Here is a 15202-nt window from a genome sequence, read left to right on the forward strand (position 1 = left end):
AATTTAATTCACTAAGAGACCATGAGGTCTCTGAACGCGTTACTAATTACTTAAATTACTATAACGAAGAACGAATCCAAGAAAAATTAGGCTACCTGACACCGAAAAAATACGGTGTACAGGCAGCCTAATCAAGGTGTTTTATATGTGTCTCATATTGCTAGGTCAGTCTAGACCGTCCGGTTTTTATCGTTTCGTGCAAGATATCAAGTTGTCGGTAAAGGAATCTCATCGAACCAGTACACACCGACCGTCTCAGCGCCAGCATGTGCCAAGATGGAAGGACCAAATTGGGTAATGCGTACTTGAAGCTCCGGATGTTCTGTAGAAATCAAACGCCGTAATTCTTCTGCAGCGGCATGAGCGAGCGTATGACTGACATAAAGCGTCCGATCATAAACACCATGAGCGCTGACTTTTGATGAAATTTCACTAACCATTTCTTTAAAAGCTTTTTTGATGGAACGAACTTTTTTAAATGGAACAAGCCGTCCTTCCTCATTAAATTGAGCGATTGGTTTAATATTGAGCATGTTTGCTAATAAAAATTGACTTCCTGAGACACGTCCGCTCCGTCGCATCGTCTCCATATTTCCGATAATCAGATAAAAATGCGATTTGTGCTTGAATGTCTCAAGCGTAGACATGACTTCATCTGGACCTTTACCAGCAGCAACGAGTCGTTGTGCAATCCGGACAAGTTCTTGCTGATTCGCAGCACCTGTATACGAATCAATCGCGTACAAGGGGAAACCGACGGCTTCAGCTGCAGCGACGGAACTCGAATATGTGCCGCTCAGTCCACTCGTGATATGAATCGCATACCCATAATCATAGCCATCTTCAAGCAATTGTTCATACAAGGTTACGAAGTCACCGAATGATGGTTGAGAAGTCGTCGGTGAAACGTGGGAATCTTCTCGCATTTTTTGATCAAGTTGTTCAATCGAGATATCGACGTACTCCCGGTAAGACTCTCCGTTTAAGATGAGTAAAGTCGGTATCACATGGACTCCGATTTTTTCAGCCTCTCCTGGCTCAAAAAAAGCCATGCTGTCGGTAATCCAAGCAATCTTATCCATGTATATGACGCCTCCATTAATATAACTATTTTGTCTATCATACCATAGCGATGAAAGCGGAATCACTAGCTAGCGCGTTTTTGTGTGATAGAAGCACTGGAAACGTGTCCAAACCATGAACTGATACCAAAGGCGATGAGTGTCGGGAATAACCATTCTAAACTTTGATCCACTAAAGGTAAGGATTGATAGAACGTTTTAAGATTTCCCGGGAAAAGCGAAAGTTGATTCAACGCACTACAGAATGAGAAGAAAATCGTTACTCCAAGAGTTGATTGATAAACGACCGATTTACGACGGAACAGATGACGCATGAATGTCAATGCGATCAAGACGATGACGATTGGATAAAGGAACATCAATACCGGAACAGCGATGGATAACAATGTCTGCAATCCGACGATGGATACCGTAAGACCAAGAGCAGTCGTGAAGATACTTGCCGCTTTTAAAGATACACGGTTGGAAATCGTCATCATGTATTCTGCAAATGCGGTGACGAGACCAACTGATGTCGTCAAACATGCAAGCAAGATCGCAAGACCAAGTACAGCTAAACCGATTGAGCCGAATGCAGTATTTGCATAATGTTGAAGAAGTGCTGGACCATCAACTTTTCCGATGGCGGCAAATGTGTTACGTCCGATCATTCCAAGTCCGACATAGACGAGAGTCAAAGCAGTGGCAGCGATGATTCCGGCACGAGTGACGACTTTAAATTGTGCTTTTCGTTCATGAACGCCTCGGTTTTTTAGTGTATGCAGTACGACGACCCCAAATACTAAGGCACCGAGTGCATCAAGCGTTAAGTATCCTTGAAGGAATCCTTGAATGAATGCCTGTCCAGTCGTCTCATACGCTTCGTTTGGTGAAGCGACGCTCGAGAGTGGTGAAATGATACTACTGATGCTTAATGCAGCAAGAGCGATTAATAACAAAGGTGTGATGAAACGTCCGATGATCTCAAGTAATTTTCCTGGTCGTAGTACAAGATAGAGTGTAGCAAGGAAAAAGAGACTTGATGAGATGACCAACGTCATTTGTGAAGGAGCACCGAGAAACGGAACGACTCCGAGCTCATACGTGACAACCGATGTTCGCGGAATCCCGAAAAAGGGACCAATCGCAACATAGAGTGCAAACGTCAAAGCAGCACCTACAAAACGAGGGAGTGGTGCAGCAAGTGTTTTGATGCCACCTCCGATAGAGGCAACTGCAAGTAAGCCGAGCAAAGGAAGACCGACACCCGTTACGATAAAACCAAGGATGGCAGGAAGGAACTGTGAACCTGCAAGCGCACCGAGTTCCGGTGGGAAGATGAGGTTACCCGCACCGAAAAATAAAGCAAAAATCATAAATCCTAAAGCAAATGTATCTTTTGTCTTAAACATGTGTTGTCCTCCATTCATCCTAATTTCATAAAAAAAGCCTCATCCACTCAGTTTGTGGATAGGCGTCGTTTGCTCAGACGCCTTGTCGAAATGACGAAAAGGGCCTGGATCTTCATTTTCTCAAACGAGAAATGAATCTTCAGTCCCTGCTCTTAATCACAATCAGTCGTTCTTGGATGAGCGTTGCGTGTGTCATGTTTAAAACCTCCTGTTTGAATTTTTCTAAGGATAACATGAAGAATTTAATAAAACAATATTTTCTGAAAATTCACCACCGAATTTTTGAAAATAAATAACGCCTCGAGCAGAGATGACGGTCTCCACTCAAGACGTTTCACGTTACATATCAGCTCGTTGCAATCGAGCGCGTTTTTTTGTGGCGTTTCAATTTATGGAGGAGCCAAGCGTGAACGACCTCACAGGATTGACGTGGTAACGTCAGTTCAACAAGCGATTCCTGCTGTTGCCCTTTAATGATGAAAAGTCCATTTTCTTCATCGACAGGGGCGATGGTCATTGAACTCGCTTCATTCAGCGACAATTTCACTTCACCGAGTGTCGCATCCTTTAATTTCAGGATGTTCCCATTTGTCGCAAATTTCGTGAATGAGCTAATTCCGTTCACTTTTAACTGATCCATATTGAATTCCTCCTTCTGTTGATTCCAGTACTATCCCTATAAAAAACCGGGTCTAACTTCTATCTTGAAAAGGTTATCCTCATTATAGCGAAGTCTTCACAAGATGCTAGTCTTATTTTGTGTGAAAATTCGAAAAATTTTTTAACAATATTGTCATATGGATAGGAATACCTGTTAAGAGGGAATCGTCATGTGAAATTCAAATAGAACAAAAGCATCCTTTTCTAAAAGAAAAAGATGCTAAAGGTCAATCTAACTCAAAACTCCATTTCTTCTTGCGGCAAACAAGCGTTCCTCGTCGAAGAATCGATTCTTTCTCCGCTTCAAAATCTTCATGTAGTACGCTCATGTCTTCATACCGTCCTGCTACATAGACAGGAATCGTAATATTTCTTGAGAAAACAGACCGTTTTGCACTTTCGAAATCAATCAATACGCCTTCTTTGAGGAGATGACGGATATGAATCATGATTTCAGCTGTTAAGGCGATCGAGGCGACGGATCGTGCGTGCTGACGAAATTTCCGTTGTACGAGGTCGGAGATAAGTTGTTCTAACCGTGACCAATCCTTTAAGTAAACCGAAGCATGAAGACCATCGTGTTCGCTAAAATAAACTAGTTCATTCTCAATCGATTCAAGGAAAGGGAGCGGTGTACCTCGTTTCATATGCATTAAAAATAATAACTCCGCGATTTCGACATCCGTTAATACATCGAGCGAATGGGAGGAGCGAATATCAATAGCAGTCAAAGGATGACGCTGGACATCTGTTGATTGTGAAAACTGTTCGATCTCATGCCCTTCGATGTAATGAAGCATCGTGCGAAACGATTGTTTCGTCTGTTTGAAATCACTTCCTGAAATAAGTAAAGGACGTTTCAAATCGACGGCTGCGGCGAAATCAGAGAAATGTACTCCTGACATCGTCAATCGTTGATTTTCCTCGTCCTCGTATAAGTAAAGTAACGCACTCGACATACCACTTCGCTTCCTTTCCATAACTAACTCCTTCATAATTTAATAGTAGCAAAACTTCGAATTGCCTGAAAGGATATTTACTTCTGAAAACGGGCATACTACATAGAGAAGCATAAAGAGAGGTGATGGAGCATGTGGGGCTTGCGAAAGCCATTCCCGGAATTGCGGACCGAGCGCTTCATATTACGGGAGCTCGAAAACCGTGACGCACGCGAATTGTTTAAAATCCTATCGGACGATAAAGTGATGTACTATTACGGATCAGATCCGCTCGTGACGGTCTATGAAGCTAAAAATGTCATCAGTTACTTTAAAGAACAGTTCACGCAAGGTAAAGCGATTCGCTGGGCAATTGCTGATGCGCAAACGAATCAATTGATCGGTACGATCGGATTTCATAACTGGCTATCCCAATACCATCGGGCTGAGATTGGTTTTGAAGTTAGTCAAGACTATTGGCAACGTGGTGTCGCTTCGGAAGCGGCAAGAGCTGTTCTGACATATGGCTTTGAAGAATTTGCTCTCCATCGAATCAGCGCCCTCGTCGCACCTGAAAATCTCGCTTCTAATGCATTGGTTCAAAAATTAGGATTCAAAGCAGAAGGATTACTAGAAGATTATGCATACAGTCATGGCCGTTTCATGGATTTGACGATGTACCGTATGCTCGCATCTGAATGGAAGGGATGAGGTAGTCAATGGAAAAACAAACACTTGTACTCCTGCATGGATTTACAGGAGGAACAGATTATTTTAATCGGGTAGAGGCAAATTTACGACATTCCTTTGATGTATTACCACTAAGTTTACCAGGACATGAGGGACTTGATGTTGGTCCGGATACGATTGAAGGCTTTGCCGAATGGGTCATGCATGAACTTGATCGACGTGGTATCGAAAAGCCGATCATCATCGGGCATTCCTTTGGTGGATACATTACAGCTGCAATCGTAGAAGGGTATGCGGATCAAATCAGTGGATACGGTCTCGTGTACTCGACAGCTAAAGCAGATGATGAACAAGCGAAACAAAAACGAAATCAAAATATCACGCGCGTTGAAGAAGTCGGTGTCAGAGAATTCGTCAATGGTCTTGTTCCGTCCTTATTCGCTAAAGGGGCAGATGAGTTCGCTGTCGCTGAAGCACTTGAAATCGGGTACATGATGACGGTCGAAGGAGCCATCCGTGCGCTTTCTGCAATGCGAGATCGGCGAGATATGACGAAGGTCTTAACGAAAGCAAACGTAAAAGGTGTCATCATTCACGGCACGAAAGATCAACTGATTTCAGAGGAAAGCGCATTTGCACCAAAGAATGATCATCTCATACATCGGTCAACAGACAGTGGACACATGGGGATGCTTGAGACACCGGATGCCTTCGTTGCAATCATTGAAGAAGCATTCAAGTAAGTTTTTGCCCTACGGTCACGTCTGTAGGGCATTTGCTTTGCATTTCAGATTAGATATCTGAAATGATAGAAGTGGAGGGGATACACATGAAAATCGTAGCGATTGAACCAACACCAAGTCCAAATAACATGAAAGTCATCGTTGATGAGGTCTTTTCGGAAAAAGGACAGACATTCGAGCATGCCTTTGGCGCACCGGAACACATTCAGCGATTACTTGAAATACCTGGCGTTAAGTTCGTTTATCAGGTCAGTGACTTTTTATCGATCGAGCGTTATCCGAAATATGATTGGCGTTCGCTTGTCATCGATATACGACGTGCGTTCGGTGAAACGTTAAATGATGTTGAACAGCACGAGACAGATGCTGAGTATGAACCTGTCCATCTGTTCGTGCAGTTCATTTTAGGCGTACCAATGCAAATCAAAGGTGTAAAAGGATTAGAAGAAAAACGAGAAGGGCTGTCGGAACGTTTCCGAGAAGCAGCGCTATTCGTCCAACCATTCGTTCAGAATGTCATTAGCGATCGACGCTGGGTGGAACAAGCACCTCGATACGGTGACCTTGACGAAAGTTTGCGTGAAGTAGCGAATGAGATTGAGATTGCATATCCAGTCGAACGTATCGAACGTCTTAAGTCGCTCGCAGCAGGAGAAGATATTACATTTAGCGGTCAAGCGATTCAATCAACCGATTGGAAAGAACGATTCGCGGCGCTCGATGAACTACCTGTTGAGATGGAATGGGTTCCAGCTTATGCTCGCCTGCTACAGGATGAGAAGATGCAAATTCGACGTCAAGCGATCGTAAAGCTTGGGATGTTCGAAGATCACCGTGAAGAACTGTTAGAGTATTTGACGAGTGCACTGCATGATCCGTCAGGGATTGTTCGTCGGACAGCAGGCGATACGATTTCTGATTGGGCGATGCCAGAAGCTGAACCAATGATGATGGAAGCATTAGCGGATAAAAATAAATTAGTACGCTGGCGAGCTGCTCGCTTCTTGTTTGATGTCGGAACGGAACAGTCGATTCCAAGACTGCGTGAAGCAATCCGAGACCGGGAATATGAAGTAGCTCTACAAGCCGAACTCGCATTGACACGAATCGAGAGTGGGGAAGAAGCACTAGGAACGGTTTGGCAGCAAATGAATCGAATGATAGATGAAAGTTCATGAGAACTTAAAAAATAATTGCTTGAGAGAATCATTCGACAAAATGAGTCACTAATTGTCTAGGTATATTTTCCCTGTTGTCTAAAAATGCTGGTAAAATAATCAAAATTATGTTGTCATCTTTTTGAAATCGAAATGAAATGTGTTGGAAATGCTTATTAAAACGCTTGCATCTAACAACTAAATAAAGCATTCCAAAATATCCCTGATGGAATTGAAATATTGTTTTGAAATGAAATGTCGAATGACAATTTTCTTCTCTTTCCTGCCCTTTGGTACAGTAAACCTACAATAACGAATTCGAATCATGTAGGTCATCTTTTGGCTGGGCATTATGAATGAGAAAAGGGGAGAATCGGAGATATGTTACTTTTCGCTGAAACAGATTTAGCAGTAGGATACAAGGAACGGACCAAAACAGGGGTATATGTAACGATCGAAACAATCGACAGTCGGACGATTACATTAGTCGCACCAGCAAACGCGGCAGAGGATATTTGTGACGAACTGTTTGCGACAGGATTAGAGCAATTGTTTTCATTCAAGATGAATCCATCGACTTTACCTGTGGCATAAGCGGATAAACGTGCGAGAGAGGAGAATCCTCTCTCGCTTTTTTGTGATAAAATTAATAAAGATAAAAGGAGGGATGGGATGAAACGTCTCGTTTTCATTTTGCTACTGCTTCCTGTTTGTTTAGCAGGTTGCCAAGAAAAGAAACAACAGGCAACAACAAACACGAACGAACCGATTCAGATCGCAGTCAAAACGACAAAGCAGGACGACATGATGCAATTAGACATTTCTTTAACGAATCCAAATGATCACAGTGTGAACGTGACGTATCCTTCCTCACAACGTTTTCAGGCTCAATTGATTGATGCGAAACAACACGTAACGTATGATTTTGAGAAAGAACAAGTTTTCACGCAAGCGATTGAAAAGGATACGTTCACGAAACGTGAAACGAAACAGTATACGGTTGAATTACCGATCTCCTCTTTAGGTGATAGCACGGAAGTTCGCGTATCGACAATCCGTCAATTCAAGGGAGCAAGTGCAAAACAAACGACCGATCGACAAATGATTGATTCAAAATGACGATCAACACAATGTGAAGGAGTGAAGTGATTCATGCAACAAGAAATCATCCAAGTAACAGGAGTAAAGCCTGTCATTGATCCAGCACAAGAAGTAAACGAGCGGGTAGGCTTCTTGAAGGCGTATCTCAAGCATACTGGAGCAAAAGGATTCGTATTGGGCATTTCAGGGGGACAAGATTCTTCGCTCGCAGGTCGTCTATGCCAACTGGCAGTTGAAGAGTTGCGAAAAGAAGAGGGGAAAGATGTCGCATTTTATGCGGTCCGCTTGCCTTACGGGGAACAACAAGATGAAGCAGACGCACAGACAGCCTTGACGTTCATTCAACCGGATCATTCGCTTCGTGTGAACATTAAACCAGCAGTCGAAGCATCGATGCAGGCGTTCAAAGAAGCGACAGGTGCAGAACTCTCCGACTTTAGTAAAGGAAATACGAAAGCGCGGGAGCGAATGAAAAGCCAGTATGATTTAGCCGCTCATTATGGCTGCTTAGTCGTTGGAACGGATCATGCAGCTGAATTCGTGACAGGATTCTACACGAAACATGGTGATGGTGCATGTGATCTGACGCCATTGACGGGACTGAATAAACGGCAAGGGAAACAACTCTTACGTTACTTGAACGCACCAGAAGTCTTGATTGAAAAAGTTCCGACAGCAGATCTTGAAGAAAACCGTCCGGCACTACCAGACGAAGTGGCACTCGGAATGACATACGAAGAAATTGATGATTACTTGGAAGGTAAGACGATTTCAGAAGCAAGTCAAGAAAAGTTAGAGACGCAGTATAAACGTGTTGGGCATAAGCATCATATGCCGGTCTCACCACTCGATGAATGGTGGAGAGCATAATCAAGAATAAGGAGGCGTGATTTCATGATTGAAATTGCGTCTTTTTTCATGTTCTTCGATTCTTCTTCAATCGTTATGGGAAAAGAAAAGAAATGACGATTGAGGAGGCGGGAGTATGACGATTGGTATCATAGGTGGAGGATTATCCGGCTTGACGGCAGCGGCATTATTCGCAAAACAAGGAACACCGGTCACACTTTGGGATGCTGGATTACTTGGAGGACGTGCCACCTCTCAAACCGTAAAAGGGTTTACGTTTAATTACGGTGCCCATGCGATTTATGGACGCGATCAATCGATTCTTCGCAAATTAACGAAACAGCTCGGTATCGAAGTGACGTGGTTAGATTTCTCAGCGAGTCGTGCGAAATATGAGTTTTCAGGTCATTTGACGGCAGTTCCTGCGAATGCCTGGGGATTACTAAAAACAGAAGTCATCGAAGGAACGAACAAAGTACGTTTCACATGGGAGATCATTAAAACGATTTTACGAGTCGAACGAGGGGATCCGCTACAATCGATCGGACAATGGTTAAAAACAGAACGAGTCGATGAACAAGTGGCACAGTTGATGCTTGATTTGGCATCAACGAACTTTTTTACGGCAGAACCGGAAAAAATCCCGTCAGACGTCTATTTCGAGTATTATCAAAAACTTTTTCGGACGCGAAAGCCTGTCTCATACATCGAAGGTGGGTGGCAAGGGTTAGTACAGGAGTTGGAACGGATCATCCTAGAGAATCGTGGAGAGATCTTGAAAAAAACAAAAATAACAGCAGTCGAATCGACTATGACAGGATTCTTAGTCCGTGATCGAAAGAAACAAGAATGGAACGTCGAACGGATTATCTTTGCCGTACCACCGCGTGAAATTTTAAAAATGGCGACCCCAACTGTCATTCAACGATTTGTTACACCGTATGCGAGTCATGAACCAGTAGAAGTATTCGTGTATGATCTTGGACTTCACCCGTATATTCAAACACCGTATTCATACATCTACGACCGTTCGCATCGAGCGTTCATCACGGATTTATCGCATTATGATACAAGTCTTGCACCGAAGGATGGTCAAGTCCTTCAAGCAATCGCCTATCTTGAACACGATCGACTTGATGATCCCGATTATATTGGACATGTCCGAACGGGAATCGAACAGATGCTTGACGTTCATTTTGCAGATTGGAGACAACGTATCGTCGCAGAACGAACGATCAAACGAGCAGTCGTACAAGAAATAAAATGGAAAATGGGGCAAACACCACTTGCGACTCACATTCCGGATCATGCAGGTGTCGCTTTCGTCGGGGACTGGTGTGAAGGTACGGGACAACTCTCAGAGCTTGCTTTTTCAAGCGCCGTCAGCGTCTTCAATCGCTGGACGTGATGTACGATACAAATAAGGAGAAGCTCAAATAGCTTCTCCTTATTTGTATCGTGTTGTCTTATGCTTCATTATTCGAACGTGCTGGATAGAACGCTAGAACTAAGAGTAATGTAAAGGCAATGAGACTCATCATCGGAATCGTCAAGAAACCAAAATAGTTGACCCATTTAATGAGACAGCCACTCGTACATAACGCTTCGCCATCGGGTAAGCGCTCAAGGATGACGTGGTACAAAGCGACACCAAAGCCGGCAAGCACATACAGGCGGACGAAGAGCGGATCAATCGTTTTCGACTGGAATAGCGAGATGAGCAAATAAAAGGCTGTCGTATACATGAATAGTCGTTGCCACCAACAGAGCGGGCAGGGAATGAATCCGCGAATTTCACTGAAATAGAGACTGCCAAGCGTTGCAATCGTTGAGATGATGAACATAAAATGATAGCGTGTCATATGTATCGTCCTTTCTAACGTGTTAAACTAATGCCATCTTATATCATGAGGAGTCGAATCTCACATTGCAAGTGTCGGAAATGGAAATGTTGATCACCTTATCGGAAGAATTGAATATGAGGCGCGCTGCTGAACGATTATTCGTCTCGCAACCTGCACTTAGTCAACGTCTCGTTGCGATTGAAAGACGCTGGGGAACAAAATTATTCATTCGTTCATCGCGTGGATTAAGCATCACACCACAAGGAGAAAAAGTAATCGGTCTCGCAAAAGAGATGAATCGGAAGGAACTCGAGTTAAAAAGTGAATTGACAGCAGAAGAAGGTGCCGTTTATGGGACGCTTCGGATTGCTGTCGCTTCCATCATGGGGCAATACTGGCTCCCGCGTGTCTTAAAACGATTCGTTGAGCGTTATCCGCATGTCCGTGTCCAACTTGTTACGGGTTGGTCGAGTGAGATGATGCGTCATATGTTAGAGGAACATTTTCATATCGGGATCATTCGTGGAAACCCGGACTGGAAAGGTGTCAAAGAACGTCTTTTCTCGGATCCACTCTATTTAGTCGATAGTGAGTTGACGTCCATCGAACAGTTACGCGTGACGGATCGACCATTCATCCAGTTCAAGAGTGATTCAACGTATTATCAAGAAATTTTAGAATGGTGGCAAGATCGGTTTGCAAGTCCGCCATCCCGGACGCTGGTCGTCGATCAAATCGAGACATGCAAGCAGATGGCTCTACATGGAATTGGATTTGCGATTTTACCCGAGTCGACGATTCAGCAATCAAATGAAGTCATGCAGCTTCCGTTAAAAACATCGTCTGGAAAAATATTAAAGCGAGATACATGGATTTTGTCTACGGAATCGATGCTTGAACTAAAACAAGTTCAAGCATTTTGGGATATCGTAAAAGAAGAAGGAGGAAGTCAGTCAGATGGAATACGCCATTGAGATGCGGCGCGCGCTTCATAAAATACCAGAACCAGGGTTCAAGGAATTTAAGACGCAAGCTTTTATATTGGAACAAATTCGTGCCTATCCACCAGATCGTGTCACGTATGACACGTTTGAAACGGGAGTTTTCGTTCGAGTGAAAGGATTGACTGGAAATCGGACGATTGGGTACCGTGCAGACATTGATGGGTTACCGATTGAAGAAGCGACAGGTCTTCCGTTTTGCTCGGAACATCCAGGCTTCATGCATGCCTGTGGTCACGATATGCACACGTCGATTGCGTTAGGATTAATGAAACGAATCATTGAATTGCCGGTCATGGATGATGTCGTCTTTTTGTTCCAACCAGCGGAAGAAGGTCCGGGCGGGGCAGAACCGATGATTAAAAGTCCGTTGTTTGAAAAATATCGTCCAAGTGAGATGTATGGTCTTCACGTCGCACCGGAGTATCCAGTCGGTACGATTGCAAGCCGTCCCGGCGTCTTGTTCGCGAGTGCTCGAGAAGTCCATATCACGATCTATGGTCAAAGTGGTCACGCGGCCTTTCCTCATTTGACGATTGATACGGTCGTCGCGCAAGCAGCCTTGATCATGCAATTGCAAACAATCGTCAGCCGATCCATCAATCCGATGAACTGTAGCGTCATCACGATCGGAAAGGTCGATGCCGGGATTCGAGAAAACGTCATCGCCGGTAGAGCAGTTCTTGACGGTACGATGCGCGCGCTCAATGGGGAAGACATGGAAAAACTGGAACGACGCGTTCGTGACATCATTCGAGGAATCGAAGCTTCCTTTGGCGTCAAGATTGATCTGCAATTCGGAAATCGTTATTACGAGGTCGTCAATGACCGACACATCGTTGATAAATTTTCATCATTCGTCAAGATGAATGCGAACTACATTGAATGTGATGCAGCAATGACAGGAGAAGACTTCGGATTCATGTTGAAGGAAATTCCAGGGATGATGTTTTGGCTTGGAGTCGACAATCCGACATCTGGACTTCATCAACCAACCTTGAATCCGGATGAATCCGCGATTCCATTTGTGATTGATTTACTCGATCATTATTTCCGAGAATATGTTTAAAAAGTTTTATGAAATAATGAAGGACATTAAGCTTTCCCTTTCGAAATCAAGAATGGGAAAGCTTTTTATATATGTAAGAATAGGAGTTTTCGAACATTTTGTGAAAAAAATCACGTGCACATGTGAACAATTTGTTACATCAAACATTATAAACAGACATAAAGGGTTATGTTCTCTATGATACGGTTATAGACCATATAGAGAAGTATGTTTTAGGAAGAGGGGGCTATATACATGTTCAATGATCCCGTATTGCTCAGTCGATTGTTGACAGGGCTCACATTAGCGTTTCACATTATATTCGCGACGATTGGTGTCGGGGTACCGCTCATGGTACTCGCAGCTGAATTCATCGGTCTGAAACGCAAAGATCCGGATTATATTTTATTAGCAAGACGGTGGACGCGTGGATACGTCGTTACCGTCGCAGTCGGTGTCGTGACAGGGACGGCCATCGGATTGCAATTATCACTACTTTGGCCGTCACTCATGCAAGTGGCTGGTCAAACGATCGCATTACCACTGTTCATGGAAACATTCGCATTCTTCTTTGAAGCGATTTTCCTCGGTATTTACCTGTATACATGGGATAGATTCAAAAACCCATGGTTACACTGGTTGATCGGGATTCCAGTCGTCATCGGTGCGACAGCATCAGCATTCTTCATTACGACGGTCAACTCCTTCATGAACTCACCAGAAGGATTTAAGATCGTCAACGGAACGCTAACGCAAATTGAACCATTAAAAGCAATGTTCAATACAGCAACACCTACAAAAGCAACACACGTCATCGTATCGGCTTATTTGACAGTCGCCTTCATCTTGGCGGCAATCGCGGCGTTCCACTTACTCCGCAAAAAAACACTCTCAGCAGCGGAAACAGCGTATCACAAAAAAGCACTTCGCTTAACGGTTATGGCTGGATTGATTTTTGCCTTCTCGACGGCACTTGTCGGGGACTTCTCAGGGAAATACTTGGCGAAATATCAGCCAGAAAAACTTGCAGCTGCTGAATGGCATTTTGAAACGACAAGTGAAGCAGAATTGATCTTTGGTGGGATACTTGATCAGCAAGAAGACGGCAGTTATGAAATCAAGGGAGCCGTCAAAATCCCATATGCACTCTCGATCCTTGCGGGTGGAGCTCCAGATACAGAAGTCATTGGTCTAAATGAGTTCGCAAAAGAAGATCAAGCACCGCTGATCGTTCACTATTTCTTCGATATCATGGTTTCGATTGGTATGTATTTGGCTGCCATCTCTGCCTTGTTCATCTTGGCATTCCGTTTGAAAAAATTAAATCCTTATAACAAATGGATTTTAAGAGGTGTCTTCATCGGTGGACCTCTGGCGATGATTTCCATTGAAGCAGGTTGGATGTATGCTGAAATTGGTCGCCAACCTTGGACACTTTACGGCATCATGCGGACAGCAGATGCGGCGACGACATCAACTGCCGTCGGTCCGATGTTGATTCTATTCAGTGCCTTGTACTTGATGCTCGGTACGATTTGTACAGTCGTATTATTACGAATGTTCAAGAAAAACCCGGTTGGAAAAGAACTTCAAGAACTTGCTGAAAACCACCACGCACGTGGGGAAGCTATGTTCGTGGATGATAACAAGTAAGGAGGGAACGATTTGGACGTTCAAACACTAGGAATTACGGTCCTCTGGACTTTCCTGTACGGATATCTCATCGTTGCCTCAATTGACTTCGGTGCTGGATTTTACGCCTTTTATTCAAAATATACGAAGCGGGATCATTTAACGAATCGATTGATTCTTCGTTATCTCTCACCAGTGTGGGAGGTAACGAATGTCTTCTTCGTATTCTTCTTCGTCGGACTAGTCGGGTTCTTCCCGGATACCGCTTACTATTTCGGTACGGCACTACTCGTGCCAGCCTCGATCGTTCTCGTATTGATTGCGATTCGTGGTAGCTTCTATGCATTTGCCAATTATGGATCAAACGACAGCATATTCTATACATTCTTATATGGAGCAACTGGTCTATTGATTCCGGCGGCGATGTCAACGACATTGACGATCAGTCAAGGTGGTTTCATTCGTAAAACGAATGAAACGGTTGAGTTTTTAGGAACAAAATTATTTACGAACTTTTACTCTTGGTCGGTCGTAGCACTCGCTATCGTATCCGTCCTCTATATCAGTGCGATGTTCCTCTTGTTCTATGCAGATAAAGCGAAGGATGAAGGGGCTACTCCGCTAATTCGTAAATGGGCACTCTTCTGGAGTGGTCCGACGATTCTTGTCTGTGCACTCGTCTTCTTTGGATTGAAAAATCAAGCGGCATGGCACTATGAGAACATCTTAAACGGGAACTGGTGGTGGTTCGCTGCTAGTTTCATCTTCTTCCTCGTTGCGGTGACACTCGTCTACATGAAGAAGAATTACGGAATTGCCTTCGTCGCGGTCATGTTACAGTATGGAGTGGCATGGTTTGGTTACGGTTATACGCACTTACCATATATCTTGTATCCATATATCGATATCAACAAAGCGGTCGTTAACGAAACAATGGCTTCCGCACTCGTCGTTGTCTTCATCTTCGGACTCTTACTCTTGATTCCGGCGTTGTACTTGATTTTACGACTCTTCTTGTTCGATAACGATTATGTACGTGGGAAATCCTCAAAATAATGTATGAATA

General features: G+C 43.8%; 17 protein-coding genes. 12 read left to right on the plus strand and 5 right to left on the minus strand.

Going from position 1 to position 15202, the window contains the following annotated elements:
• On the plus strand, positions 1 to 131 hold a 131-nt coding region (locus KNQ15_RS16995), incomplete at its 5' end, for an IS3 family transposase (RefSeq protein ID WP_214727324.1).
• Between the two features lie 75 nt (positions 132 to 206).
• Here the strand turns inward: KNQ15_RS16995 and KNQ15_RS00010 are convergent.
• The 4 genes from KNQ15_RS00010 to KNQ15_RS00025 form a co-directional block, all read right to left on the minus strand.
• A complete protein-coding gene (locus KNQ15_RS00010) occupies positions 207 to 1082 on the minus strand; it encodes a DegV family protein (RefSeq protein WP_023468873.1) in 876 nt (291 codons plus the stop codon).
• A 65-nt stretch (positions 1083 to 1147) separates the two neighbouring features.
• Positions 1148 to 2473 carry a branched-chain amino acid transport system II carrier protein gene (gene brnQ / locus KNQ15_RS00015; RefSeq protein ID WP_214726891.1) on the minus strand — a complete coding sequence of 442 codons (1326 nt, stop codon included), beginning with the start codon at positions 2471 to 2473 and terminating at the stop codon, positions 1148 to 1150.
• Between the two features lie 346 nt (positions 2474 to 2819).
• The gene (locus KNQ15_RS00020) at positions 2820 to 3113 is read right to left on the minus strand and encodes a hypothetical protein (RefSeq protein WP_214726899.1); all 294 of its coding nucleotides are present in this window, start codon (positions 3111 to 3113) and stop codon (positions 2820 to 2822) included.
• 247 nt (positions 3114 to 3360) lie between these two features.
• Positions 3361 to 4113 (minus strand): hypothetical protein, encoded by a 753-nt coding sequence (locus KNQ15_RS00025; protein WP_236627101.1) that lies wholly within the window; start codon positions 4111 to 4113, stop codon positions 3361 to 3363.
• A 111-nt stretch (positions 4114 to 4224) separates the two neighbouring features.
• Here KNQ15_RS00025 and KNQ15_RS00030 point away from each other — a divergent pair, with 111 nt between their 5' ends.
• From KNQ15_RS00030 to KNQ15_RS00060, 7 genes are all read left to right on the plus strand, one after another.
• Positions 4225 to 4782, plus strand: coding sequence for a GNAT family N-acetyltransferase (locus tag KNQ15_RS00030; RefSeq protein WP_023468869.1), 558 nt, complete (start codon positions 4225 to 4227; stop codon positions 4780 to 4782).
• A gap of 8 nt (positions 4783 to 4790) precedes the next feature.
• Positions 4791 to 5504 (plus strand): alpha/beta fold hydrolase, encoded by a 714-nt coding sequence (locus KNQ15_RS00035; RefSeq protein ID WP_214726907.1) that lies wholly within the window; start codon positions 4791 to 4793, stop codon positions 5502 to 5504.
• An 86-nt stretch (positions 5505 to 5590) separates the two neighbouring features.
• Positions 5591 to 6682 (plus strand): conserved virulence factor C family protein, encoded by a 1092-nt coding sequence (locus tag KNQ15_RS00040; protein ID WP_029342189.1) that lies wholly within the window; start codon positions 5591 to 5593, stop codon positions 6680 to 6682.
• A 360-nt stretch (positions 6683 to 7042) separates the two neighbouring features.
• Entirely contained in the window at positions 7043 to 7255 is a 213-nt protein-coding gene (locus tag KNQ15_RS00045) for a hypothetical protein (RefSeq protein ID WP_023468866.1), read from the plus strand.
• Between the two features lie 78 nt (positions 7256 to 7333).
• Positions 7334 to 7780: a BsuPI-related putative proteinase inhibitor gene (locus KNQ15_RS00050; protein WP_214726909.1), complete on the plus strand. Its 447-nt coding sequence runs from the start codon at positions 7334 to 7336 to the stop codon at positions 7778 to 7780.
• Positions 7781 to 7813: 33 nt separating this feature from the next.
• Complete coding sequence (gene nadE, locus KNQ15_RS00055; protein WP_214726916.1) at positions 7814 to 8632, plus strand: ammonia-dependent NAD(+) synthetase; 819 nt, start codon at positions 7814 to 7816, stop codon at positions 8630 to 8632.
• A gap of 115 nt (positions 8633 to 8747) precedes the next feature.
• Positions 8748 to 10019 (plus strand): FAD-dependent oxidoreductase, encoded by a 1272-nt coding sequence (locus KNQ15_RS00060; protein WP_047393698.1) that lies wholly within the window; start codon positions 8748 to 8750, stop codon positions 10017 to 10019.
• 58 nt (positions 10020 to 10077) lie between these two features.
• Here KNQ15_RS00060 and KNQ15_RS00065 read toward each other — a convergent pair whose 3' ends face one another.
• Entirely contained in the window at positions 10078 to 10473 is a 396-nt protein-coding gene (locus KNQ15_RS00065) for a disulfide bond formation protein B (protein ID WP_214726923.1), read from the minus strand.
• 65 nt (positions 10474 to 10538) lie between these two features.
• Between KNQ15_RS00065 and KNQ15_RS00070 the strand changes: the two genes are divergently transcribed.
• The 4 genes from KNQ15_RS00070 to KNQ15_RS00085 all read left to right on the plus strand — a co-directional run bounded on the left by KNQ15_RS00070 (position 10539) and on the right by KNQ15_RS00085 (position 15192).
• Positions 10539 to 11429, plus strand: a complete 891-nt coding sequence (locus KNQ15_RS00070) for a transcriptional regulator CcpC (protein WP_029342184.1) — start codon at positions 10539 to 10541, stop codon at positions 11427 to 11429.
• Entirely contained in the window at positions 11413 to 12525 is a 1113-nt protein-coding gene (locus KNQ15_RS00075) for an N-acetyldiaminopimelate deacetylase (protein WP_023468860.1), read from the plus strand. Before KNQ15_RS00070 ends, KNQ15_RS00075 begins: the two co-directional genes overlap by 17 nt.
• Before the next feature lie 234 nt (positions 12526 to 12759).
• Positions 12760 to 14157: a cytochrome ubiquinol oxidase subunit I gene (locus KNQ15_RS00080; protein ID WP_023468859.1), complete on the plus strand. Its 1398-nt coding sequence runs from the start codon at positions 12760 to 12762 to the stop codon at positions 14155 to 14157.
• 12 nt (positions 14158 to 14169) lie between these two features.
• Positions 14170 to 15192: a cytochrome d ubiquinol oxidase subunit II gene (locus tag KNQ15_RS00085; protein ID WP_214726925.1), complete on the plus strand. Its 1023-nt coding sequence runs from the start codon at positions 14170 to 14172 to the stop codon at positions 15190 to 15192.
• The last annotated feature ends 10 nt before the right edge of the window (positions 15193 to 15202 follow it).

It is taken from the genome of Exiguobacterium sp. s168 (assembly GCF_018619035.1).
Taxonomy (GTDB): domain Bacteria; phylum Bacillota; class Bacilli; order Exiguobacteriales; family Exiguobacteriaceae; genus Exiguobacterium_A; species Exiguobacterium_A acetylicum.